This window comes from Sanguibacter sp. A247 (genome assembly GCF_052324925.1).
Taxonomy (GTDB): domain Bacteria; phylum Actinomycetota; class Actinomycetes; order Actinomycetales; family Cellulomonadaceae; genus Flavimobilis.
Genome location: NZ_JBQPRE010000002.1, coordinates 596,865 through 620,955, shown reverse-complemented (window position 1 = coordinate 620,955; position 24,091 = coordinate 596,865). Strand labels below are relative to the sequence as shown.

Sequence of the window (24,091 nt, the reverse complement as noted above, 5' to 3'; positions counted from 1 at the left end):
TGGGACCGACAGCTTCGACCGAAACGAGGAGTCTCGTGTCCACCTCCCCCATCGACGCCACCACGACGACCGCGTGGCGTGCGCTCAGCGAGCACCGCGACGCGTTCCGCGGCGACCTGCGCGGCTGGTTCGCTGCGGACCCCCAGCGGGCCGAGCGACTCACCCGCACCGCCGGTGACCTGCACGTCGACCTCTCGAAGAACCTCGTCACGGACGAGACCCTCGAGCTCTTGGTCCGTCTCGGCGACGAGGTCGGCCTCCGGGGCCGCATCGAGGCGATGTTCGCGGGCGAGCACATCAACACGACCGAGGACCGCGCGGTCCTTCACACCGCGCTGCGCCGTCCCGCCGACGCCGAGCCCGCGCTCGTCGTCGACGGCCAGGACGTCGACACCGACGTCCAGGAGGTCCTCGCCGAGGTCGCTTCCTTCGCCGAGAAGGTTCGCACGGGCGAGTGGCGCGGGGTGACGGGCGAGCCCGTCAAGACTGTCGTCAACATCGGCATCGGCGGCTCCGACCTCGGCCCCGTCATGGCGTACGAGGCGCTCAAGCCGTACGTCGGCGACATCGAGGTGCGGTTCGTCTCGAACATCGACCCGACCGACGTGGCAGAGACGACCGCGGGTCTCGACCCGACGACGACGCTCTTCATCGTGGCCTCCAAGACCTTCACGACTCTCGAGACGCTGACGAACGCGCGCCTCGCGCGCGAATGGCTCTGGGAGACCCTCACGGCCGCAGGGGCGATCGACGGCTCCGAGGCCGCCCGCGCGGGCGCCGTCGCCCACCACTTCGTCGCCGTCTCGACGGCGCTCGACAAGGTCGAGGCGTTCGGGATCGACCCCGCGAACGCCTTCGGCTTCTGGGACTGGGTGGGAGGCCGCTACTCGGTCGACTCGGCGATCGGGCTCGCGCTCGCGATCGCGATCGGCCCCGACGCGTTCGGGGAGCTCCTCGAGGGCTTCCACACGATGGACGAGCACTTCCGCACCGCGCCGTTCGAGCAGAACGTGCCCGCGCTCATGGGCCTGCTCAACATCTGGTACGTCAACTTCCTCGACGCACACTCCCACGCGGTCCTGCCCTACGCGCAGCACCTGCACCGGTTCGCGGCGTACCTCCAGCAGCTCACCATGGAGTCGAACGGCAAGTCGGTCCGCTGGGACGGCTCGCCCGTCACGTCGCAGACCGGTGAGATCTTCTGGGGCGAGCCGGGGACGAACGGCCAGCACGCCTTCTACCAGCTCATCCACCAGGGCACGCGCCTCGTTCCCGCGGACTTCATCGCCGTGGCAACCCCCGCGCACCCGCTGCGCGACGGCGAGGCCGACGTCCACGAGCTGTTCCTCTCGAACTTCTTCGCGCAGACGAAGGCGCTCGCGTTCGGCAAGACGGCCGACGAGGTGCGTGCTGAGGGCACGCCCGAGGCGATCGTCCCGGCCCGCGTGTTCTCGGGCAACCGCCCGACGACGTCGATCATGGCCCCCGCGCTCACGCCCGCGGTGCTCGGTCAGCTCGTCGCGCTGTACGAGCACATCACGTTCGTCCAGGGCATCGTGTGGGGCATCAACTCCTTCGACCAGTGGGGTGTCGAGCTCGGCAAGAAGCTCGCGATGGAGATTGCTCCGGCGATCTCGGGCGACGACGCGGCTCTCGGGGCGCAGGATGCGTCGACGAAGGGCCTCATCGAGTACTACCGGGCACACCGCGCCCGCTGACGCGCTCGCACGCCTCTCACCGTTCGGCGGTTTCTGGGCCCCCTGCACCTTCGCGGTGCAGGGGGCCTCGTCGTGCGCGAGGTGGTGTGACCCACGTCATAGTCCAGCCTTCGACACGGACGGGCCTCGCGAGTGTCGTGCCCCACACTGTCCGGTAACGTCACGAGCGAACAAAGGGCAGGCTAACCTCACCACGTCGCCTGACCACCGCGCCTGAAAGGACCACACCGTGCTCGCGAACTTCCTCATCGGTCTGCGCGAAGGCCTCGAGGCTGCTCTCGTCATCGGCATCCTTGTCGCATACCTCGTCAAGGTCGGTCGGCGCGACTTGCTCGGACCGCTCTGGGCCGGCGTCGGTCTCGCGATCGTCATCTCGCTCGGTTTCGGAGCCGCCCTCACGTTTGGCCCCAAAGGCCTGAGCTTCGAGGCGCAGGAGGCGATCGGCGGAGCCCTCTCGATCGCCGCCGTCGGGCTGCTCACCTGGATGATCTTCTACATGGGCCGCACCGCGCGGCACCTGCGCTCGCACCTGCACGCGACGCTCGACGACGCGGTGGCAGCAGGCCGCGGCGCGATCGTCGTCGCTGCTCTCCTCGCCGTCGGGCGCGAAGGCCTCGAGACCGCGCTCTTCCTGTGGGCGGGAGCCCAGGCGACGGGCGCCACGACGCGCCCTCTGCTCGGTGCGCTCGCCGGCCTCCTGGTCGCCATCGCGCTCGGGTGGGCGATCTACCGCGGTGCGCTGCGCCTCAACCTGCGCCTGTTCTTCGCGTGGACGGGTGTCTTCCTCATCATCGTCGCGGGCGGCGTCCTCGCCTACGGCATCCACGACCTGCAAGAGGCCCGGATCCTGCCCGGACTGCACACCCTCGCCTTCGACGTCTCGGCCCAGATCCCACCGTCGAGCTGGTACGCGACGCTCGTCAAGGGCATCTTCAACTTCACGCCTGCCACGACGTGGCTCCAAGCCATCGGCTGGACCGCGTACGTCGTGCCGACGCTCGCGCTCTTCGTGCGCAGCGTGTGGTTCTTGCCCGCGCCTGGACGTCCCGTCGCCGCGGTTCCCGCCACAACGACCGCGTGACCTGCTCGACCGCCGCCTCCGATCCCTCCACCCCGCCCCCGCCCGGGCCGCACCCGCACTGCGGTGCTGGGCTGACGTCAAGGACTCCCATGAACCGCACCGCCCGTCGCGCCACCCCGTTCGTCGCGCTCGCACTCACGCTGCCCCTCGCAGCGTGCGTCGACAACGCACCCGCCGTGCCCGGCGGAGCCACCGGCGCGGCGGGTCTCGCGTCGATCACAGTCGACTCGTCCGCGCAGGCGTGTGCGCTCTCGTCCGCGAGCGCACCGTCGGGCAACGTCGTCTTCACGGTGACGAACTCGGGCACGGACGTCACCGAGTTCTACCTGCTCGCCGAGGACGGGCTGCGCATCGTCTCCGAGGTCGAGAACATCGGCCCGGGCCTCTCGCGCGACCTCGTCGTCGTCGCCAAGCCCGGCACCTACGTTGCTGCCTGCAAGCCGGGCATGATCGGCGACGGCATCCGCACACCGTTCACCGTGACGGACTCGGGCGCGATCGTCGCGCCGTCGGGCGAGCTGGCCGAGCAGATCCAGGCCGCGACCGCGAGCTACGTCGCGTACGTCAAGGACCAGACGGAGCAGCTGCTCGCGGGCACGCAGGCGTTCGTCGACGCCTACACGGCGGGCGACGACGACGGGGCGCGCGCGCTGTATGCGTCGACCCGCCTCCACTGGGAGCGCATCGAGACCGTTGCCGAGTCGTTCGGCGACCTCGACCCGCGCATGGACCTGCGCGAGGCGGACCTCGCCGAGGGCGAGGAATGGACCGGCTGGCACCTCCTCGAGAAGGACCTCTGGGCACCCGAGCTCGCGCAGAACGGCGGGGAGACGTACACGCCGCTCACGGACGCGCAGCGCGACGACTACGCGGCTCGCCTGCTCGCGGACACGACCGAGCTCGACGCGCGGACGCACGCGGCCGACTTCGCCGCGACGATCACCGCGGACTTCATCGGTAACGGCGCCAAGGGGCTGCTCGACGAGGTCGCCACGGGCAAGGTCACGGGCGAGGAGGAGATCTGGTCGCACACCGACCTGTGGGACTTCCAGGCGAACGTCGACGGTGCTCGCGTCGCGTACGAGGGGCTGCGGGACGTCGTCGTCGCGAAGGACGCGGCGCTCGCCGAGGACCTCGACGCGCGCTTCGCGACGCTCACGACGCTCCTCGACGCTCACCGCGAGGGAGACGGCTTCGTCCTCTACACGGAGCTGTCGAAGGACGAGGTCAAGAAGCTCTCGGTCGCGGTCGACGCGCTGAGCGAGCCGCTGTCGCGGCTCACGGCGGCCGTCGTCCTCTGACCGACTGCCCGCCGCAGCGCCCGCGACATCCGACCCGCACGACCGATTCGAGAGCACGATGACCGACGCACGCACGACCGGATCGCCCGCCCCCGACGAGGGGGCGGGCGCCGCCGCGCCCGCGGGCACCTCCCCGACCTCCGGGATCTCCCGACGCGGCCTGCTCAGCTTCGCGGGCGCGGGGCTCGCGGCCGTGGGGCTCGGCGGCGCGGGCGGCTGGGCGGCGCGCGGCACGACGGCAGCGGCGCCCCCCGCGGCGGGCTCCTCCCCGACTGGCGTGCACGCGTTCACCGGCCTGCACCAGGCTGGCATCACGACGCCTGCACAGGACCGCCTGCACCTCGCAGCCTTCGACGTCACGACGGACAACCGCGCAGACCTCGTTGCGCTCCTGCGCCGTTGGACGTACGCGGCGGAGCGCATGGCACGCGGTCTGCCGGCCGGGGACCGTGGCCCGACGGGTGGCTCGTACGACGCACCACCGGACGACACGGGCGAGGCTGACGGTCTGCCCGCCTCCAACCTCACGGTGACGATCGGTTTCGGTCCTTCCCTGTTCCGCGACGCGGACGGCCGTGACCGCTTCGGCCTCGCGTCACGTCGACCAGCGCTGCTCGAGGACCTGCCGCACTTCCCAGGCGACACGCTCGACCCGGCGCGCACGGGTGGCGATCTCGTCGTCCAGGCATGCGCAGACGACCCGCAGGTCGCGGTGCACGCGGTGCGCAACCTTGCTCGCCTCGCATTCGGCGCGGCGACGGTCCGGTGGTCACAGCTCGGATATGGCCGGACGTCGTCGACGTCGCAGGCGCAGGCGACGCCCCGCAACCTCTTCGGGTTCAAGGACGGCACCGCGAACATCATGGCCGAGGAGACGGCGGAGCTCGCGAAGCACGTGTGGGTCGACGCTGCCGACGACGCCGGCGCGGGATGGCTCGCAGGCGGCACGTACCTCGTCGCCCGGCGCATCCGCATGACGATCGAGACGTGGGACCGCGCGCCCCTGCGCGAGCAGGAGGCGCTCATCGGGCGCACGAAGGGCTCGGGCGCGCCGCTCTCGGGCGGCGAGGAGCACACCGCGCCTGACTTCGCCCTCGCTGGGCGCGAGGGGACGCCACTCATCGACCCGGCCTCGCACGTCGCGATGGCCCACCCCTCGACGAACGACGGCGTGCGCATGCTGCGCCGCGGCTACAACTACACAGACGGCTCCGACGGCCTCGGCCGGCTCGACGCGGGCCTGTTCTTCCTCGCGTTCGTCCGCGACCCCGCGCGGCAGTACATCCCCATGCAGACGCGCATGGCGCGCAACGACCTGCTCGTCGAGTACCTGCGGCACACCGGCTCGGGGCTGTTCGCGGTGCCGCCGGGCGTGCCGAACGGCGCGCGGCTGTCCCCGATCGACGGGGCGTTCGTGGGCGAGGGTCTGTTCGTCTGACGTGCCGTCGAAGGCATACCGCACAGTACGTGGTGACGACACCATAGCCTCGCCGGTCGGACGTGTCGGTCCGGAAGTTCTCGGCATGTCGGGGGCTGTCGCTAGTGTGCTGCCATGATCGATGCCCCACCGCGCCCCCTCGCGCGCACCGCACTGCTCACGCTGGTCACGGCGCTGACCGTCGAGCTCGTCCGCGTGAGCGGGCCGATGTTCGACCGCGCGTTCGCGGCGGGCGTCGTCATCGTCGCGCTCACGGCGCTCGGTACCTACGTCGCACCGGGTCTCGTGGCCCTCGCGGTCGCGCAACTGCGGCCCGTGACGGGCCGCACGGTGCTCGTGGGTGTCGTGCTGCTCGCGCTCGCGCGGGTCGCGGTGCAGGCGACGGGCGGGGTGCCCCGGTACTGGATCGCGCTCGGTGCCGCATCGGTCGCGATCGGCGTCCTCGTCCTCACCGTGCACCTCGTCGCAGGTGACGACGGCCCGCACCGGGCTGCGTCGAGACGTGCCGCGATCGGCGTGCTGACAGGGGTCGTGCTCGCGACCGGTCTGAGCATGGCGTTGTCGACGTGGGACGCGGTGTGGCGGCCGGGCCTCGAAGGCTGGCTGCCGACGCTCCTCGTCGTGATCGGCGCGCTGTGGTGCGCGTGGCGGCTGCGCGGTGCCGCAGCGACGGCCCCTCCGCGGCGGGTGTGGGCTCTCGGCCCGTACCTCGCGCTCGCGGTCATGGTCATGGGCAACCCCGCGTACCTCGCCTCGCAGCTCGGCCGGGCCCTCGACGACCTCCTCGTACCGCTGACCTTCGGTCTCGTCATCGCGAGCATGTGGCTGTCCTTCGCGCGGGTCGGCGCAGGTCGCGGGCTGGGCCGGCGTGGCCCGGCGCTCGCGCCCGTCCTCATGGCGCTCGTGCTCGTCGCGACGGCGGTCGCGGTCTTCGTCCCGACGCCGGCGCTCGGCGAACCCGCAACCGGACTCGGTGTGGTCGTCGCGCTCGTCGCGCCCCAGCTGCTCGTCGTCGCCTCGACGTACGCCCTCGCGGTCGCCTGGTCGGTCCCGCTGCCGGGTCGCGGTCCCGTGCGCGCAGGCCTCGCCCGGGCGGGCACGGCGACCGCCGTCGGTCTCGGGCTCATCCTGCCGCTTCTCGTCTACCAGCTCGACTACGACGTCCCCCTCGGCTTCCCCAACTGGCTCGTCGTCCTCGCAGCGGTCGTCGCGCTCGGGGCGGCCGGCGTGCGGCGCCCCGCACCGTCGCCGCAGGACACGGACGGCACGCGGTTCCGTCTCACCCGGCCCGCGCACCTGGCCGCGGCGACGGTCGCGATCCTCATGCTCGTCGCCGTGCCCGTGCGGGACAGGGTCGCGCCGCCGCGCGTCGCCCCGGCGATCGACAAGGGTGCGGGCACCGTGCGCGTCCTCGACTGGAACCTCCACTACGGCGTCACGCAGGACCCGGGCCTGGGCCTGGGACGCATGGCCGAGGCGATCCGCGGGACAGGCGCGCAGGTCGTCGCGCTCCAGGAGGTCTCGCGCGGCTGGGTCATGGGCGGCGGAGCCGACATGCTCACGTACCTCGAGCGAGCGACGGGCTTCCGGTCTGTTGCCGCGCCGGCGGCGGACCGCCAGTTCGTCAACGTCCTCCTCGTCGACCCCGCGCTGCTCGGCAGCGACGGCGCGTTCGGTGCGGAGGAGAAGGTCGTGCGCACGCGTCTGCCGTACGGCGACGGGCCGCAGTGGCGCTCCGCGATCACGGCGACCGTCCACGTCGCGGGGCCGAGCGGCGACGTCGTGCCCGTCGTCATCACGAGCGCGCACCTGCAGCACCGTGAGGAGAACACCCCCACCCGCCTTGCGCAGCTCGACGTCCTCATGGCCGCTGACATCGCGTCGAGCCCCGCCGTCGTCATCGCCGGCGACCTCAACTCGGAGCCGGGATGGGCGGAGATCGAGCACGTGACGAGCCGCGGGTTCACGTCCGCGCAAGAGGCTGCGGGCGATCCGTCGGCGCTCACGTTCCCCGCATGGGACCCCGAGGTGCGCATCGACTGGATCTTCGGTCGCGGCGTGACGTTCACGGACGTGCAGGTCATGCCGGACGACGGCTCCGACCACCGTGGCATCCTCGCGACACTCGACCTTGCGGCCGTTGCCGCGGTCCCGAGCGAGTAGGACCCCCACCGTGGACGTGTCACTCACGCTGCCCGAGCTGCTCGCGCTCGCCGCCCCGAACGGGCTGCCGCCCGGGATCGGAACACCGACACTCGTCGGGGATGTGCTCGTGGTCGACGTCGACCCACGCGCGCTGCCCGACCTCCCGACGGCGGCCCGGCTCGCAGCGCGCGCCGCAGGAACCGTGTCGGTGCGGATCACGGTCGTCGGCGTCGTGGCGGGGCGTGCGACGTTCGACGTCGCGGCGTTCGCGCGCGGCCTGCCCGCGCACCGCCTCGTCGGCCTCGTTCATGGCCTGGTCGCGGCGGCTGTCCACGACGCGCTCGTCGGACGCGGGATCGCCCGTGAGGCAGTCGAGCTTGTCCCCCGCGAGGGGCGGCTCGACGTCATCGCCGACACGGCCGCGCTCCTCGCCCCCGCGCGCCTCCCCTCGCACCTGCGCGGCCTGCAGGTCACGCACCTCGCGCTCAGCAGCGGTCGCCTCCACGTGACGGTCGCACTCCCCTAGGGACGTGACCTGCGTCCTTGCGAGCACACGCGAGACTTGAGGCGTGACTTTCGCTGACCGCTCCCTCATCCTGCTCGACCTCGACGGCACGCTCATGGACTCGGCGCCCGGCATCATCGCGTCGGTCGTCCACGCGTTCGAGACCCACGGGCTGCCCGTCCCGTCGCCCGACGACCTCCGCAGGTTCGTCGGCCCGCCGATCGGCACGTCCTTCATGACGCACGGTTTTACGTCCGAGAACGTCGCCGAGGCGATCGGCACGTACCGCGCAGACTTCATCCCGCGCGGGATGTGGATGAACTCCGTCTTCGACGGCGTGCCCGAGCTCCTCAGCACTCTGAGGGCCTCAGGGCGTCGCCTGGCCGTCGCGACGTCGAAGCCCGAGCCGTTCGCTCGGCAGCTCACCGCGCACTTCGGCCTCGACGAGCACCTCGAGGCGGTCTTCGGCGCAACCCTCGACGAGACGAGCCGGGCGACGAAGGCCGCGGTCGTCGGCTACGCGCTCGCCGAGCTCGGCGTCGACCCCGCTGCGGCTCGCAGCGACGCGATCATGGTCGGCGACCGGTCCCACGACGTCCACGGCGCGGCCGAGCACGGCCTCGCGACGATCGGCGTCGCCTGGGGCTACGCGGACCCCGGCGAGCTCGAGTCCGCAGGAGCGGTCGCCGTCGCGGCCGACGTGACTGCGCTCCGGTCGCTCCTTCTCGGCTGAGGGCCGGCCGGGCGGGCGCCGAGCCCGTCAGTCCTGCGGGCGGAGGTGGCCCATGCGCGCGACCTCCGCGATCGAGCCCGTGAGCGACGGGTACACGGTGAACGCCTCCGCGACGTCGTCGACCGTGAGCCGGTGCTGCACCGCGAGCGTGATCGGGAAGATCAGCTCGCTCGCGCGCGGCGCCACGACGACGCCGCCGAGCACGACGCCCGCGTCGGGGTGGTGGAAGAGCTTGACGAAGCCGTGACGCATGCCGAGCATCTTGGCGCGCGCGTTGCGCGCGAGCGGCAGCATCGTCGCCGTGTACTTCGACCCGCGTTCCTGGAGCGCGGTCTCGGAGTAGCCGACGGTCGCGATCTCGGGGGTCGTGAAGATGTTCGCGGCGACGGTCCGCAGCCGGATCGGCACGACCGCATCACCGAGCGCGTGCGACATGGCGATGCGTCCCTGCTGCGCGGCGACCGACGCGAGCGGCAGCACCCCGGTGACGTCGCCGGCCGCGTAGACGCCGCGCACCGACGTGCGTGAGACTCGGTCGACGTCGATGTGGCCCGACTCCGTGAGCCTCACGCCGACGTCCTCGAGCCCGAGGTCGCTCGTCGAGGGCACCGAGCCGACCGCGAGGAGCACGTGGGAACCCTCGACGACGCGGCCGTCGGCGAGCGTCACCTCGACGTGCTCGCCCTCCCCCTCGCCTACGACGCGTGCGGACTCCGCGCGCGAGCGGCCCATGACGGTCATCCCGCGGTCGCGGAAGACTTCCTCGATGAGGTTGGCGGCGTCCGCGTCCTCGCCGGGCAGCACGCGGTCGCGGGAGGAGACGAGCGTGACCGGCACGCCGAGCGCGTTGTACGCGCCCGCGAACTCGGCGCCCGTCACGCCGGAGCCGACGACGATGAGGTGCGTGGGCAGCTCGGTGAGCTGGTAGACCTGCGTCCAGCTGAGGATCCGTCGCCCGTCAGGTCGTGCCGAGGGCAGCTCGCGCGGGGTTGCGCCGACGGAGAGGAGCACGACGTCGGAGTCGTGCGTCGTCACGGTGCCGTCCTCCGCGGTCACCGAGACGCGCGTGGGCGACACGAGACGGCCCGTTCCCGTGAGAAGGCGCACACCTTCGCGTTCGAGCCGGGCACGGATGTCGACCGACTGCGCCTGCGCGAGCTCGCGCACGCGGGCGTTGACGCGCCCGAGGTCGACGCGGGCGCGCAGGGCGCCAGGCTCGGCGTCCTCGCCCTCGGGGGCGAGGGAGATGCCGAGCTCGTTGGCGCGCTCGGCGATCGTCATCCAGTCCGACGTCGCGATGAGCGTCTTGGACGGGACCACGTCCGTGAGGACGGCCGAGCCACCGACGCCGCGCCGTTCGACAAGAGTGACCTCGGCGCCGAGCCGGCACGCGATGAGCGCCGCCTCGTACCCCCCGGGGCCTCCTCCGATGATCGAGACGGTCTGTGCCCTGTGGTCCTGTTGTGCATGTGTCACGGACCCATCGTGCCACCATGCGGACATCGGGACGAGCGCGGGCGAGAAGAGCAGGTCCGGGAGCACCAGGTACCGCTTAGCCTGGGTGCATGACGACTCTTTCGATCGACGACCCCACGACCGACCCCCTCGACGTCGCGGCGGCCGCCGCGGCAGTCATCGCTGAGCGCACGGGTGTGGCGCGCCACGACGTCGCGCTCGTCCTCGGATCCGGGTGGGGCGGCGCAGCCGAGCTCCTCGGCGAGACGGTCGCCGAGATCCCGTCGGCCGAGATCCCCGGCTTCTCTGCCCCCGCCGTCGCCGGCCACGGTGCGTCGATCCGGTCGATCCGCATCGAGGCGACCGGCGCGCACGCGCTCGTCCTGGGGTCCCGCACCCACTACTACGAGGGCAAGGGCGTGCGCCGCGTGGCGCACGGCGTGCGCACGGCCGCGGCCGCTGGCTGCTCGACGGTCATCCTCACCAACGGCTGCGGCGGCCTCAACCCCGCGTGGGGCCCGGGCACGCCCGTCCTCATCTCCGACCACATCAACCTCACGGGCACCTCACCGATCGAGGGTGCGAACTTCGTCGACCTCACCGACCTCTACTCCTCGCGCCTGCGCGACCTGGCGCGCGAGGTCGACGGCACGCTCGACGAGGGCGTCTACGTGCAGTTCCGTGGCCCTCACTACGAGACCCCGGCCGAGGTGCGCATGGCGGGAACGATCGGTGGCGACCTCGTCGGCATGTCGACGACGCTCGAGGCGATCGCAGCACGCCAGGCGGGCCTCGAGGTCCTCGGCATCTCGCTCGTGACGAACCTCGCGGCCGGCATCTCGCCGACGCCGCTGTCGCACGAGGAGGTCATCGAGGCCGGTCAGGCCGCTGGCCCGCGCATCTCTGCGCTCCTCGCGACGATCGTCGGGAAGCTCTCATGAGCGTCTCGAGCGAGCTCCGCGCCCAGGTCGAGGCGTGGATCGCGGACGACCCCGACGCCGGCACGCGCGCAGAGCTCGAGGTCCTGCTCGACCGCGCGACGCCCGACGACAGCGAGGCCGACGTCTTCGCGGCGGAGCTCGCGGACGCGTTCAGCGGCCTGCTCCAGTTCGGCACGGCCGGCCTGCGCGGCAAGATGGCGGGCGGCCCCGCCCGCATGAACCGCGCGGTCGTCATCCGCGCCGCGGCGGGCCTCGCGGCCTACCTGCTCGAGGCGCGCGCCGGCGCGCAGCCCTCGATCGCGATCGGGTACGACGCGCGGCACAACTCACGGACGTTCGCCCTCGACACGGCGGCCGTCATGACGGCTGCGGGCGTGGCCGCGACGGTTCTGCCCCGTGCTCTTCCGACCCCCGTCCTCGCGTTCGCGGTGCGTCATCTCGGACTCGACGCGGGTGTCATGGTGACGGCGAGCCACAACCCGCCCCAGGACAACGGCTACAAGGTGTACCTGGGCGGGGCGATCGTCACGGATGCCGGCCAGGGCGCCCAGATCGTGCCGCCCTACGACGGGCTCATCGCGGCGAAGATCGCTGCGGTCGAGTCGGTCGCGTCGGTGCCGCGGGCCGAGGACGGGTGGACGACGCTCGGCGAAGAGATCCACCTCGCCTACCGCGAGTCCGTCGGGCGCCTGGCGCACCCGCAGGACGAGACCTACCCGCGCGACCTGCGCGTCGTGTACACGCCGCTCCACGGCGTGGGCGCGGAGACCGCGCTCACGACGCTCGCGGGCGCCGGCTACGGCGACCTCTTCGGCGTCGAGCAGCAGCTCGAGCCCGACCCCGACTTCCCGACGGTCACGTTCCCCAACCCTGAGGAGCCCGGTGCGATCGATCTCGCGATCGAGCTCGCCCGCACGGTGGGCGCGGATCTCGTCGTCGCGAACGACCCCGACGCCGACCGGTGCGCCGCGGCCGTCCTCGACCCGCGTCGCGCGGGCCCGGACTCCGACGGCTGGCGGATGCTCCACGGCGACGAGGTCGGTGCGCTGCTCGGTGCGACGCTCGCCGAGAACGCGGCGCGGCTGCGCATCGCGCCGAGCGCGCTGACGTTCGCCAACTCGATCGTCTCCTCGCGTCTCCTCGGCCGGATCGCGACGTCCCACGGCTTCACGTACGCCTCGACCCTCACGGGATTCAAGTGGATCTCACGCGCCGAGGGTCTCGTGTTCGGTTATGAGGAGGCGCTCGGGTACTGCGTCGACCCGGTCCAGGTGCGCGACAAGGACGGCATCTCCGCTGCCCTTGTCCTCGTGCAGCTCGCCGACCGTCTCAAGGCCGAGGGGCGCACGCTCCTCGACCTGCTCGATGACCTCGCGCGCACGCACGGCCTCCACGTCTCGTCGCAGCTCTCGGGCCGCTTCCGCGACCTCGCGCTCATCCCGGCGACCATGGAGCGCCTGCGCTCCGCTCCCCCGTCGATGCTCGCCGGCTCGCCGGTCGTCTCGGTCGAGGACCTCTCGCAGGGTCTCGACGGCTTGCCGCCGACCGACGGGCTCCGTCTCACGGCGGCGGACGCGACGCGCGTCATCGTGCGGCCGTCGGGCACCGAGCCCAAGGTGAAGTGCTACCTCGAGGCGGTCTTCCCCGTCGAGCACGACGCGTCCTACGAGGCGATCTCCAGGGCACGCATCGAAGCCCACGCGCACCTCGAGATCGTCACGAGCGAGCTGCGCGAGCTGCTCGGGCTCTGAGGGCGCGTGAGCGCGGGATGCGGCAGCCCCTGATCCGCCGCATCCCGCGCTCCCACGAGCGGACGCCGCTGGTGCGGCGCGGTTCAGCGGCCTAGTGCTGCCGTTCAGCTGCCGAGTGCTGCCTCGTCGCGTGCGACCGCGTCCTTCCACTCGCTCTTCGAGGCGCGCCAGCCCTCGTCATCGACGCCTAGCCGCCAGTAACCCGACGCGGAGAGGTCCTCTCGCGTGACGCGGCGGTCGGCCCGGACGTGACGACGCAGCTCGCGCACCACGCCCGCCTCGCCGTGAATGAACGCCTGGACGCGGCCGGTCGGCAGGTGCGCGTCGCGCACCGCGCGGACGAGCGCTCCGCCCCACGTCTCGCCGCGCAGAACCCACGTGACGTGGATTCCGTCGCGCGGCGCAACGTCCTGGCGTTCGTCCAGCGAGGCGACCTCGACGAAGACGGACGTTGCGAGCCCGTCGGGCACAGCCTCGAGCGTGCGCATGATGGCGGGCAGCGCGGACTCGTCGCCCGCAACGAGGAGCGCATCGCACGCCGCATCGGGAAAGAAGTCGCCGCCTTGCCCGCGCAGCGTCACCTGGTCGCCCACCGCCACGGCGTCGGCCCACGGCCCCGCAACGCCAGCGGCGCCGTGCACGACGAAGTCGATCGTCATCTCGCGAGCAGCCGCGTCCCACGCGCGCACCGTGTACGACCGCATGACGAGGCCGTCCTCGGTGGGCAGGACGACCTTGACGTACTCGTCGGTCCACGGAAGTTCTGCGACCTCAGCGAGCCCGGGTCCGCCAAGGACGACGCGGACCATGTGCGGGGTGAGGCGCGCGACGCGCACGACCTCGCCCACGTGCTCGCCACGGACGCGGGTCGGCGCGTCAGGCAGGGGCACTCAGTAGCCCCCCGCGTCGCCGCTGACGTAGTCGGCCGCCGTGGCACCCGCGTCGATCCCGTCGAGGACGGCGGCAGTGCCCGAGAGGCCCAGCCGCGTCGCCCCCGCCTCGATCATCGCGAGCGCTGCCGCACCGTCCCGGATCGCGCCCGACGCCTTGACGCCAAGACGCGGGCCGACGGTCTCGGCCATGAGCCGCACCGCGTGCACGCTCGCGCCCCCGGTCGGGTGGAACCCGGTCGACGTCTTGACGAAGTCCGCACCCGCAGCCTCAGCAGCACGGCACGTGCCGATGATCTGCTCGTCGCTCAGCGCGGCCGACTCGATGATGACCTTGAGGATCTTGTCGGCCGGAACCGCCGCGCGCACAGCTGCGATGTCCGCCTCGACGGAGTCGAAGTCGCCCGTGCGGGCCGTGCCGACGTCGATGACCATGTCGATCTCGTCGGCGCCGTCCGCGATCGCACGCGCGGCCTCGGCGGCCTTGATCTCCGACTTCACCTTGCCCGACGGGAATCCGACGACCGTCGCCACCTTGAGCCCCTTCGCGTCGAGCGGGAGCATCGACGGCGAGACGCACACGGAGAACACTCCGAGGGCGACGCCCTCGTCGACGAGGGCCGCGACGTCCGCGCCAGTCGCCTCCGGCTTGAGCAGGGTGTGGTCGACGAGTGCGGCAACTTCAGCAGACGTGGTCACTTGGATCGTTCCTCCTTGACAACCGCGGTACGCGGCAAGATGAGCTGGGCGACGAGGTCACGACGTTCGCCGAAGGGCAGGAACGTGTTCCACGCAGCGGTGAGCGTCACGGCGAGCAGGTCGTCGAGCGTCCAGTCCGCGTCGGTGACGAGGCGGTGCATCTCTGTGGACATCGACGTGCGCGACATGAGCCTGTTGTCGGTGTTCACCGTGACGGCGAAGCCGAGGTTCTTGAGCAGCGTGATCGGGTGGTCACGCACCGAGGTCGCGGTTCCGGTCTGAACGTTGGAGAGCGGGCAGAGCTCGAGAGCGACGCGGCGGTCACGCAGCCACGCGGCGACCGGGCCGAGCGTGAGCTCGTCGAGATCGGCCTTGCCGCGGCGACGCATCGCCTCGGGAACGCCCTCGATGTCCTCGATGATGCGCGCGCCATGGCCGATCCGGGCGGCGAAGCCGTCGGTGATCGCGGAGCGCACGGAGTCGACGCCGTCGGCCTCGCCCGCGTGGATCGTCGTGGGGAACAAGCCGTCGTGGAGGAGCTCGAACGCCTCGGCGTGCTTCGACGGTGGGAAGCCGATCTCGGCACCCGCGATGTCGAAGCCGACGACCCGGTGCTGGCCTCGGTTGGCGAGCGTGAGCTCGGCGATCTCGACGGAGCGGTCTGCGTGACGCATCGCGGTGACGAGCTGGCGGGCGATGATGCGTCCGCCCGAGGCGCTCACGTCGGCCTCGCCCGCGGCAAGGCCGCGGCCCACTGCCTCGACGGCGTCCTGCAGGGTGAGGCCGTTGCGCAGGTGCTGCTCGGGTGCCCAGCGCTGCTCGGTGTAGACGACGCCGTCGGCGGCGAGGTCGATGACGGCCTCCCGCGCGATGCGCTCGAGCGCGTCGGCCGTCTGCATGACCGCGATCGTGTGATCGAAGGTCTCGAGGTAGCGCACGAGCGATCCGGAGTCGGCCGCTTCTTCGAACCAGTCGGCGAGAGCCTCGGGAGTGCTCGCGGGCAGCTCGTACCCGATGAGGTTCGCGAGCTCAAGGAGGGTCTGGGGCCGCAGGCCGCCGTCGAGGTGGTCGTGGAGGACAACCTTCGGCAGGGCGCGGATCTGGTCGAGGGACGGCGCAGTCATGGGCTCAAGGATAGTTGTCCGGGCAGCGTGCGGCGGCCATTCGCCGCGTGTCCGGGCCAGCACGTCATTGCGGCGGGGCGTCGCCCGGCTCGGAGGCCTCGTCGAGGACGACCTCGACCGCCTGGTCGGCGACGTCACCTTCGCTCGCCTCGCCGGTCGTGTCCGGGCGGGCGATCGAAGGGATGTACTCCTCGGGGTCCTCCGGCTCAGTCCCGGGGTCGTGGAGAAGGTCGACGGGTTCGCCGGGCGTCGGCGGCTCAAGGCCTGCGTCGGCCCACCCTTCGGTGGGATCGGTGCTCATGGGAGACCTCCTTGTGGGCGCGGACGGGCTCACCATCTTGCTCGCGTCCGCGCGCGCTCGCACCCGGAGCCGGCCGCGTTCAGCGCGGCAGCAGGATCCAGTGCGGGCGGCTCCACCGTCCCCAGGCGTCCCGCCGTTCCGGCTGCGCCCAGGTCGCGGCGGCAACCGTGAGGACCCTGCCGGACGCGGGCTCGTACACGCGCCAGTGCGGGTTCTCGCCCGGCTGGGCTGGGAGACGGTCGCCTCCGGGGCCATCGTCGAGGTCCGCACGGCTGTCCTGACGCGCCCCGACGACGGTTACGGCCGCGACGTCGACGAGCAGGACGACGTGGCGGGGCACCGCGCTCGCCCATCCCGTCGCGCTCGACCCACCCGTCCACAGCGGAAGGGGGATGCCCTCGCGCAGGTGTGCGTCGATGCGTCTCGTCAGGCGGCGCACGCCCTGTGCGTCGTCGACGTCGACGACGACGCCTCGGTAGCGGACGTCCGCCCACCGGACCTCGCGGGCCAGCCCCCACGGAGTGGTGCCGAGCGCGCGAGGCCAGGGCAGAAGAGCGAGGAGCGACCGGCGAGCCGTGGCAGCGTGCAGGTGGCGCTGGAGCGCCACGAAGCCGCGCGAGGCTGCGACGAGCCGGGCGTCGAGCGGCTCCGAGGTGGCCGGGGGCCGCGTCGGGTTCGCACCGGGCATACGCGTGAGGTTGACGCCCGTCTCGAGCGCATAGGCGAGCACGGGGTCCCCGGCGGCGCAGAGCATCGCGCCGACGGCTGCCCCGCACGTCGTGCTGTCGGTCTGGGACGCGCGCTCTCCGCGCCACTGGGGAGCGTCGACGCTGAGCGGCGCGCCGACGCGCTCGAGCTCGGTCCGCGTGAGCGTGCGCGTCGCGTCGCGCAGGCGCCCGACGGTTGCGGGCGTGTGGCCCGCACGATGTGCACGCACGCACATGTCGTCGACGAGCGCGTCCCTGGCGGCGAGGACCGCGTCCCTCCCCGCGAGGCGGGCACCCTTCGCGGCGAGGTGCGCGCCCTTCCCCGCGAGGGGTGCGTCCCACCCCGCGTCGGGTGCGGCGTCGGGCGCGGCGGGCGTCCCGAGCGTCCCGCGCGGCTCAGGCTCGGGCCCGACCCGCGTGCCGATGCCAAGCGCGCCGAGAAGCCGTGCGAGGGACCAACCACCGAGGACGCTCTCGCCGCCGGAGCTCGCGCGAGGCAGGCGGGTCGTCACCACGTCATGCCCTCGATCGCCAGGGCCGCGCCGACCACGGCGAGCGCGAGCACGCACAGCGCGGCCCTGCACAGGAGCGGCCAGCCCTCGCGGACGAGCGCACCGGCCAGACCGCCGCCCGCGAGCGTTCGGCCCCTGCGAGGGCGCAGCACCCCGGGCCAGATCGCCGCGACCGCGACGCCGAGCGCACCCGCGGCGATCCACCAGTGACCCGCGTGCAGGGCGGTCGTCCCCGCCAGGACCGACCCCAACGTCACGCCGAGCACGGTGCGCTGCCACGCGAGGCTTGAACGCTCCGCAGGCAGCCCCTCGTCCCGCGTGAGCGCGACGTCGACGTTCATACCGCGCGGCCCAGGGCGAACGCTGCGAGCAGGAGACCGAGCAGGACGACTCCCGCCACGAGCGTCGGCAGCGCCCCCGGGACAGGAAGCGGCTGTCGGAGCCGCAGGGCCCGCTCGTTCGCACGCCAACGCGCGAGGGCGTAGAGCGCGACGAGCCCTCCCGTGAGGCACGCGAGCGCAGCGACGATGTCGACGACGACGTGCGGGTCCGTCAGGCTCGCGAGGCTCGCGAGCCCCACACCCCCGGCGACGAGCCCGAGCGCGGTTCGCAGCCACGCGAGCGCCGTCCGTTCGTTGGCGAGCGAGAAACGTGCGTCGGGCTCCGTCCCGACCCCGTACACGGACGCGGGCCGCCGCGGCGGCGCAGCCTCCCCCGGCGGGGGTGGCGCGCCACCGACAGGTGGTGTCACGTCCTCGGCCACGCTCAGAACCCGCTGATGCGATCCATGATGAGAGGTGTGGGCTCGAAGCTCGCGCCGTCGTTGACGTCGAACGAGCCCTCGAGCGCCTCGAGCGCACGGCCGAACCTCTCGGGCGTGTCTGTGTGGAGCGTGAGCAGCGGCTGCCCCTTGCGGACGGTGTCGCCCGGCTTGGCGTGCATGACGACGCCCGCGCCGGCCTGCACGGGGTCCTCGCGGCGGGCCCGGCCCGCGCCCAGACGCCACGCGGCGATGCCGATGTCGTACGCGTCGAGCCGCGTGAGGACACCGTCAGCCGGAGCCAGGACGTCCTGCGTCTCGCGGGCCCACGGAAGCTCCGCGTGCGGGTCGCCCTCCTGCGCCTCGATCATGCGGTTCCACACGTCCATCGCGCGGCCGTCGGACAGGGCTGCACGGACCTCGTCCTCGCCGACCGGCTTGCCCGCGGCGGCGAGCATCTCGACGGCAAGGGCAACCGTGAGGTCGACGACGTCACGCGGGCCACCACCTGCGAGCACCTCGACGGACTCCCGGACCTCGAGCGCGTTGCCGGCCGTGAGACCGAGCGGCGTCGACATGTCCGTGAGCAGCGCAACCGTGCGCACTCCCGCATCCGTCCCAAGGTCGACCATGGTGCGAGCGAGCTCGCGGGCGCGGTCGAGATCCTTCATGAACGCACCCGAGCCGACCTTGACGTCGAGCACGAGCGCGGCAGTTCCTTCAGCGATCTTCTTGCTCATGATCGAGCTCGCGATGAGCGGGATCGCCTCGACCGTCCCCGTGACGTCGCGCAGCGCGTAGAGCTTGCGGTCCGCCGGGGCGAGGCCCGAGCCCGCCTGGCAGATGACGGCGCCGACGCCGTCGAGCTGCGCCATCATCTCGTCGTTGGTGAGCGCAGCGCGCCAGCCCGGGATGGCCTCGAGCTTGTCGAGCGTCCCGCCGGTGTGTCCGAGGCCGCGGCCCGAGAGCTGCGGGACGGCAACGTCGAACACCGCCACGAGGGGCGCGAGCGGGAGTGTGATCTTGTCGCCCACGCCGCCCGTCGAGTGCTTGTCGGACGTCGTGCGCGACAGGCTCGAGAAGTCCATGCGCTCACCCGAGGCGATCATCGCGGCGGTCCAGCGCGCAATCTCGGGACGGGTCATGCCGTTGAGGAGGATCGCCATGTTGAGGGCGCTCATCTGCTCTTCGGCGACGACGCCGCGCGTGTACGCGTCGATCACCCAGTCGATCTGGGCGTCGCTCAGAACCGCGCCGTCGCGCTTGGCGACGATGACGTCAACAGCGTCGAACGCTTCGGTCGGAGACTGGGTCATGGGGTCCTCCTGGTGTCGGGGCTCGGCGACCCGGTCGGGGTCGCGGCGATCGTGTGTCGTGCGCCGGTCGGGCGCTGTGTGCGCGGATCACGCACGGTGTGCGCCGGTCAGGCGCGGGTCACGAGGTCGTCGGGCCCGAACGCGTCAGGCAGCACCTCGGTCATGGGGCGGATCCCCGTGACCGAGTCGACGAGAAGGGCAGCCCCGCCGTGCTCCCACAGGAGCTGGCGGCAGCGGCCGCACGGCATGAGCTTGTTGCCGTGACGGTCGACGCAGGCAAAGGCGACGAGCTTGCCGCCGCCGGTCGCGGCGAGCTGCGAGACGAGCCCGCACTCGGCGCACAGGCCGACGGGGTACGAGGCGTTCTCGACGTTGCAGCCGACGACGACGCGACCGTCGTCGACGAGCGCTGCTGCGCCGACGGGAAACTTCGAGTAGGGCACGTAGGCGCGGGACATGACCTCGCGCGCTGCGGCGCGCAGGGCGTCCCAGTCGATCTCGGGTGTGGGCACGGGTTACCTCCCGGACGAGGACACCCCGCGGCCGTCCGGCCGCGGGGTGTCGGTGGTCATTCCTTGACGTAGGCCGTTCCGGACGCCGCCGGCGCCCGGGACTTGCCGATGAGTCCGGCGACCGCGAGCAGGGTGACGACGTACGGGAGCATGAGCATGAACTGGCTCGGCACGGGTGCCTGCACGATGCTCATGGCGCTCGCGAGCGCAGTCGAGAAGCCGAAGAGCAGACCCGCGAGGGTCGCCTTGATCGGGTTCCACTTGCCGAAGATCACGGCGGCGAGGGCGATGAACCCGGCACCCGCGGTCATGTTCTTGCCGAACGACGACACGGACACGAGCGTGTAGTACGCCCCGCCCATGCCGACGATCCCACCGGCGACGAGGAGCGCACGGTAGCGCACACGGTTCACCTTGATGCCCACCGTGTCTGCGGCGAGGGGGTGCTCCCCGACCGCGCGCAGACGCAGGCCCCAGCGTGTGCGGAACATCGCGAACCACACGGCCGGGACAGTGAGGTACATGAGGTAGACGATGACCGACTGGTGGAAGAGCGCGGTTCCGACGATCGGGATCTCGCTCAGCAGCGGGATCGAGACGCGCGGGAAGCGGTCGGTCGAGTTGAAGAGGTCGGCCTGCGGCACGAGCACCTGGGAGTAGATGAAGCTCGTCAGACCGAGGACGAGGACGTTGAGCACGACACCGACGATGACCTGGTCGACGCGGTACGTGATCGTGAACAGGCCGAGGACGAGGGCGACGAGCGCGCCCGCGAACACACCTGCGAGCAGACCGGCCCAGGGGCTCTGGGTCATGGTCCCGACGACCGCAGCGACGAAGGCCGAGCCGAGCAGCTGGGCTTCGATCGCGATGTTGACGACGCCGGCGCGCTCACCGATCGTGCCGCCGAGCGCACCGAAGATGATCGGGACGGCGAGCAGGACGGTCGAGCCGAGGAGGTTCGAGATCGGCATGTCCTGGGCAGAGCCGGCGCCCGCCCACGCGAGGAAGCCCGCGAGGAAGAAGAGCGCGAAGACGACACCGATGAACCAGGGGGTCCTGCGGCGCGCGCGCCACAGCATCCAGCTGAGGAGCGTGAGCACGAGGCACACGACGACGCTCACCCATGCGACAGGCATCGCGGGCACCGACACGCTCGCGATCTGCAGCGACTCACCCGAGCCGGAGAAGCGGAACTTCGCTTCGCCCTCGCGCGGGACGAGCCCGATGATCGCGACGAGGATCGCGCTCGCCGCACTGAGGACGATCGCAAACTTCGCGCTGATGATCTCGACGTGGCGCATGCCCGCCGAGACGGACTGCTCCTCGGGAATGGTCGTGGGGGCACTCATGCCGCCACCTCCTTGCGGGCACGTCGCGTGGCCTTCGTGGCCGAGCTGCCCGGCGCAGGAAGCCGGAAGATCGCTCGGACGAGGGGCGGTGCGGCGATGAAGAGGACGATGAGGGACTGGATGACCGTGACGATCTCGATCGGGATGGTCTCGGCGGCCTGCATGGTGGCACCACCGGACTTGAACGCTCCGAAGAGGATTCCTGCGCCGAGGGTTCCGAGCGGCGTCGATCGGCCGAGCAACGCGACGGTGATGGCGTCAAAGCCCATCCCCGCGTCGACGTCGGTCGAGAAGCCGGTCGTCGAGGTGCCGAGCACCTGGGTGGCGCCTGCGATGCCGAGCATCGCACCCGAGACGAGCATCGAGTAGACGGTCGTGCGCTTGACGTCGATTCCTGCGACGCGTGCAGCCTGGGGGTTCTCGCCGACAGCGCGGAACGAGAAGCCGAGGCGGGAACGTTCGAGCAACCACCACGTGACCGCGACGGCGCCGAGCGCCAGCAGGAAGCCCGCGTGGAGCGGGAACCCGCTGCCGAAGAGGTTCGGCAGGACCGCCGAGTCGCTCATCGGGGGTGTCTTGGGGTTCGCAGAGCCGGGGGCCTGGAGCAGGCCCGGCGTCGCGAGCAGGAAGAAGAGCAGGTAGTAGGCCGTGTGGTTGAGCATGATGGTCGTGATGACCTCGTGCGCTCCCGTCGCGGCCTTGAGGAGACCGGCGATCCCGGCCCAGAGGGCGCCCGCGACGACGCCGACGACGATCGCGAGCAGCAGGTGCAGGCCGGCGGGGAGGTCGAGCGCGAAGCCCACCCAGCCCGCACCGATCGCGGCGAGGATCATCTGTCCCTGGCCACCGATGTTGAACAGGCCGGCACGGAAGCCGATCGTGAGGCCGAGACCGGCGGCGATGAGCGGCGTCGCGTAGGTGAGGGACGTGGCCAGCGGGCGGATGTTCTCGAGGAACGTCTCGCCTCGAGGGTTCCAGACCGCGCCGCGGACGAGTGCGCCGTAGGCGTCGCGGACGGCGCCCCACACGGCCATGACCATGTCGCCGGGCTTGGAGAAGAAGTAGGTCGCGGTCTGACGGACGGTCTCGTCGGTTGCCGCGATCATCACGGCGCCCGCGAGGAGCGCGAGGATGACGGCGCCCACGGACACGCCCCACGAGCCGCCGACGATCTCACGCCACGCGTTCGCGAAGCGGTTGTCGGGCTCGGTCACGGGGGCGGTGGGCGCGGGAGCCGCGGACGACCCGGGCGACGCTGCGAGGCTGTGGCCCTCGCCGCCCGGCTGCGGGTTCTCGGTGGTGCTCATGCGGCTTCGTGCCCTTCTGCCGGGATACCGGCCATCATGAGGCCGAGGACGTCGCGCGGGGTGTCCGCGGGAACGATGCCGACGATGCGTCCGCGGTACATGACGAGAATGCGATCAGCGAGTGCGACGGCTTCGTCGAGCTCGGTTGCGACGACGATGACGGGAACGCCCGCATCGCGGGTCGCGACGATGCGCTTGTGGATGAACTCGATCGACCCGACGTCGACGCCGCGCGTCGGCTGCGAGGCGACAAGAAGGCTGAGGTCGCGCGAGAGCTCGCGAGCGAGCACGACCTTCTGCTGGTTGCCTCCGGAGAGTCGGCCCGCGTGCGTCGTGATCGACTGCGTGCGGATGTCGAACTCGGCGACCTTCTCTTCTGCGAAGCGGTCGCGCTCGCCGAGCTGGAGCGACCCGGCCTTGACGAACGGGGCACCGTCGGTGCGGTCGAGGATGAGGTTCTCGGCGACGGTGAACGTGCCGACGAGGCCGTCGTGACCGCGGTCCTCGGGAACGAACCCGACGCCGGCGTCGAGGAACTGGCGCACCGAGCGCCCGACAAGGTTGGTGCCGTTGAGGCGGATCTCGCCGCCGGCGGGTGTGACGAGGCCGAGCAGCGCGTCGGCGAGCTCGGTCTGGCCGTTGCCCTGAACACCTGCGATGACGAGGATCTCGCCGCCTCGCACGGAGAACGAGAGGTCATCGACGAGGACGAGCCCGGTCGCGTCACGGATCTCGAGGTTCTCGATCTCGAGCAGCGCAGACGAGTGCTGGGGGGCGTCCTTGTGGACCGTGAGCTCGACCGCACGACCGACCATGAGCGAGGCGAGCTCCGCGTCGCTCGAGCCCGGCTCGGCGTGTCCGACGATCGCCCCGCGGCGCATGACCGTGATCCGGTCCGCGACCTCGCGGACCTCACGGAGCTTGTGGGTGATGAAGACGATGGCAGTGCCCTCGTCCTTGAGCTGGCGCATGATCATCATGAGCTCGTCGGTCTCTTGCGGCGTCAGCACGGCGGTCGGCTCGTCGAAGACGAGGACCTTGGCCTCGCGCGAGAGCGCCTTGATGATCTCGACTCGCTGCTGGACCCCGACGGGGAGGTCTTCGACGATGGCGTCGGGGTCGACCTGGAAGCCAAAGCGGTCGGCGATCTCTCGGACCTTCGTGCGCGCGGCGTCGAGGTCGAGCCGGCCGCCGGCCTTGGTCTGCTCGTGACCGAGCATGACATTCTCGGCGACGGTGAACACGGGCACGAGCATGAAGTGCTGGTGCACCATGCCGATCCCTGCGGCCATCGCGTCGCCGGGCCCAGCGAAGTGCACGGGCTGGTCGTCGAGGAGAACCTCCCCCTCGTCGGCCGCGTAGAGGCCGTAGAGGACGTTCATGAGGGTGGACTTGCCAGCACCGTTCTCGCCGAGGAGACAGTGGATCTCTCCGGGTTCGACCGTGAGGTCAATGTGGTCGTTGGCGACGAGGGCGCCGAAGCGCTTCGTGATGCCGCGCAGCTCGAGCTTCATCGGTCGGGGTTCCTTCACAGAGGGATTCG

General features: G+C 71.7%; 22 protein-coding genes. 9 read left to right on the top strand and 13 right to left on the bottom strand.

Translation table 11 applies throughout. The annotated features are described in order from the left end of the window. Window positions 1-35: 35 nt before the first annotated feature. The 7 genes from pgi to ACTVCO_RS06890 all read left to right on the top strand — a co-directional run bounded on the left by pgi (window position 36) and on the right by ACTVCO_RS06890 (window position 8,921). Window positions 36-1,718 (top strand): glucose-6-phosphate isomerase, encoded by a 1,683-nt coding sequence (gene pgi, locus ACTVCO_RS06920; RefSeq protein WP_443727662.1) that lies wholly within the window; start codon window positions 36-38, stop codon window positions 1,716-1,718. Between the two features lie 229 nt (window positions 1,719-1,947). Next, window positions 1,948-2,799: an iron uptake transporter permease EfeU gene (efeU, locus tag ACTVCO_RS06915; protein ID WP_443727661.1), complete on the top strand. Its 852-nt coding sequence runs from the start codon at window positions 1,948-1,950 to the stop codon at window positions 2,797-2,799. 89 nt (window positions 2,800-2,888) lie between these two features. Then, complete coding sequence (gene efeO / locus ACTVCO_RS06910) at window positions 2,889-4,100, top strand: iron uptake system protein EfeO (RefSeq protein WP_443727660.1); 1,212 nt, start codon at window positions 2,889-2,891, stop codon at window positions 4,098-4,100. A gap of 58 nt (window positions 4,101-4,158) precedes the next feature. Next, window positions 4,159-5,538 (top strand): iron uptake transporter deferrochelatase/peroxidase subunit, encoded by a 1,380-nt coding sequence (gene efeB, locus ACTVCO_RS06905; RefSeq protein WP_443727659.1) that lies wholly within the window; start codon window positions 4,159-4,161, stop codon window positions 5,536-5,538. A gap of 114 nt (window positions 5,539-5,652) precedes the next feature. Then, entirely contained in the window at window positions 5,653-7,701 is a 2,049-nt protein-coding gene (locus ACTVCO_RS06900) for an endonuclease/exonuclease/phosphatase family protein (protein WP_443727658.1), read from the top strand. Window positions 7,702-7,711: 10 nt separating this feature from the next. Further along, window positions 7,712-8,209 carry a hypothetical protein gene (locus tag ACTVCO_RS06895; protein WP_443727657.1) on the top strand — a complete coding sequence of 166 codons (498 nt, stop codon included), beginning with the start codon at window positions 7,712-7,714 and terminating at the stop codon, window positions 8,207-8,209. Window positions 8,210-8,252: 43 nt separating this feature from the next. Continuing rightward, a complete protein-coding gene (locus tag ACTVCO_RS06890) occupies window positions 8,253-8,921 on the top strand; it encodes an HAD hydrolase-like protein (RefSeq protein ID WP_443727656.1) in 669 nt (222 codons plus the stop codon). Window positions 8,922-8,948: 27 nt separating this feature from the next. Here ACTVCO_RS06890 and ACTVCO_RS06885 read toward each other — a convergent pair whose 3' ends face one another. Further along, entirely contained in the window at window positions 8,949-10,424 is a 1,476-nt protein-coding gene (locus ACTVCO_RS06885) for an NAD(P)H-quinone dehydrogenase (protein ID WP_443727926.1), read from the bottom strand. A gap of 62 nt (window positions 10,425-10,486) precedes the next feature. On the opposite strand from ACTVCO_RS06885, the gene ACTVCO_RS06880 reads away from it, so the two are divergent. Both ACTVCO_RS06880 and ACTVCO_RS06875 read left to right on the top strand, forming a co-directional pair. Further along, on the top strand, window positions 10,487-11,317 hold the full coding sequence (locus tag ACTVCO_RS06880; RefSeq protein ID WP_443727655.1) for a purine-nucleoside phosphorylase: 831 nt from the start codon (window positions 10,487-10,489) through the stop codon (window positions 11,315-11,317). Then, on the top strand, window positions 11,314-13,068 hold the full coding sequence (locus ACTVCO_RS06875; protein WP_443727654.1) for a phospho-sugar mutase: 1,755 nt from the start codon (window positions 11,314-11,316) through the stop codon (window positions 13,066-13,068). The genes ACTVCO_RS06880 and ACTVCO_RS06875 overlap by 4 nt, the downstream gene beginning before the upstream one ends. A 104-nt stretch (window positions 13,069-13,172) precedes the next feature. Here ACTVCO_RS06875 and ACTVCO_RS06870 read toward each other — a convergent pair whose 3' ends face one another. The 12 genes from ACTVCO_RS06870 to ACTVCO_RS06815 form a co-directional block, all read right to left on the bottom strand. Next, window positions 13,173-13,958, bottom strand: a complete 786-nt coding sequence (locus tag ACTVCO_RS06870) for a siderophore-interacting protein (protein WP_443727653.1) — start codon at window positions 13,956-13,958, stop codon at window positions 13,173-13,175. Beyond that, on the bottom strand, window positions 13,959-14,657 hold the full coding sequence (gene deoC, locus ACTVCO_RS06865; RefSeq protein ID WP_443727652.1) for a deoxyribose-phosphate aldolase: 699 nt from the start codon (window positions 14,655-14,657) through the stop codon (window positions 13,959-13,961). After that, window positions 14,654-15,781, bottom strand: coding sequence for an adenosine deaminase (locus tag ACTVCO_RS06860; RefSeq protein ID WP_443727651.1), 1,128 nt, complete (start codon window positions 15,779-15,781; stop codon window positions 14,654-14,656). Before ACTVCO_RS06860 ends, deoC begins: the two co-directional genes overlap by 4 nt. 64 nt (window positions 15,782-15,845) lie before the next feature. After that, the gene (locus ACTVCO_RS06855) at window positions 15,846-16,082 is read right to left on the bottom strand and encodes a hypothetical protein (protein ID WP_443727650.1); all 237 of its coding nucleotides are present in this window, start codon (window positions 16,080-16,082) and stop codon (window positions 15,846-15,848) included. A gap of 79 nt (window positions 16,083-16,161) precedes the next feature. Next, window positions 16,162-17,304, bottom strand: coding sequence for a hypothetical protein (locus ACTVCO_RS06850; protein ID WP_443727649.1), 1,143 nt, complete (start codon window positions 17,302-17,304; stop codon window positions 16,162-16,164). Then, window positions 17,298-17,642 carry a DUF202 domain-containing protein gene (locus ACTVCO_RS06845; RefSeq protein WP_443727648.1) on the bottom strand — a complete coding sequence of 115 codons (345 nt, stop codon included), beginning with the start codon at window positions 17,640-17,642 and terminating at the stop codon, window positions 17,298-17,300. The genes ACTVCO_RS06850 and ACTVCO_RS06845 overlap by 7 nt, the downstream gene beginning before the upstream one ends. After that, window positions 17,639-18,052, bottom strand: a complete 414-nt coding sequence (locus ACTVCO_RS06840) for a YidH family protein (RefSeq protein ID WP_443727647.1) — start codon at window positions 18,050-18,052, stop codon at window positions 17,639-17,641. The genes ACTVCO_RS06845 and ACTVCO_RS06840 overlap by 4 nt, the downstream gene beginning before the upstream one ends. Before the next feature lie 14 nt (window positions 18,053-18,066). Continuing rightward, window positions 18,067-19,377, bottom strand: a complete 1,311-nt coding sequence (locus tag ACTVCO_RS06835) for a thymidine phosphorylase (protein WP_443727646.1) — start codon at window positions 19,375-19,377, stop codon at window positions 18,067-18,069. A 107-nt stretch (window positions 19,378-19,484) separates the two neighbouring features. Further along, on the bottom strand, window positions 19,485-19,889 hold the full coding sequence (locus ACTVCO_RS06830) for a cytidine deaminase (protein ID WP_443727645.1): 405 nt from the start codon (window positions 19,887-19,889) through the stop codon (window positions 19,485-19,487). Window positions 19,890-19,945: 56 nt separating this feature from the next. Next, window positions 19,946-21,241 carry an ABC transporter permease gene (locus tag ACTVCO_RS06825; RefSeq protein WP_443727644.1) on the bottom strand — a complete coding sequence of 432 codons (1,296 nt, stop codon included), beginning with the start codon at window positions 21,239-21,241 and terminating at the stop codon, window positions 19,946-19,948. Further along, on the bottom strand, window positions 21,238-22,548 hold the full coding sequence (locus ACTVCO_RS06820) for an ABC transporter permease (RefSeq protein ID WP_443727643.1): 1,311 nt from the start codon (window positions 22,546-22,548) through the stop codon (window positions 21,238-21,240). The genes ACTVCO_RS06825 and ACTVCO_RS06820 overlap by 4 nt, the downstream gene beginning before the upstream one ends. Next, on the bottom strand, window positions 22,545-24,062 hold the full coding sequence (locus tag ACTVCO_RS06815) for an ABC transporter ATP-binding protein (protein ID WP_443727642.1): 1,518 nt from the start codon (window positions 24,060-24,062) through the stop codon (window positions 22,545-22,547). The genes ACTVCO_RS06820 and ACTVCO_RS06815 overlap by 4 nt, the downstream gene beginning before the upstream one ends. Window positions 24,063-24,091: the final 29 nt, after the last annotated feature.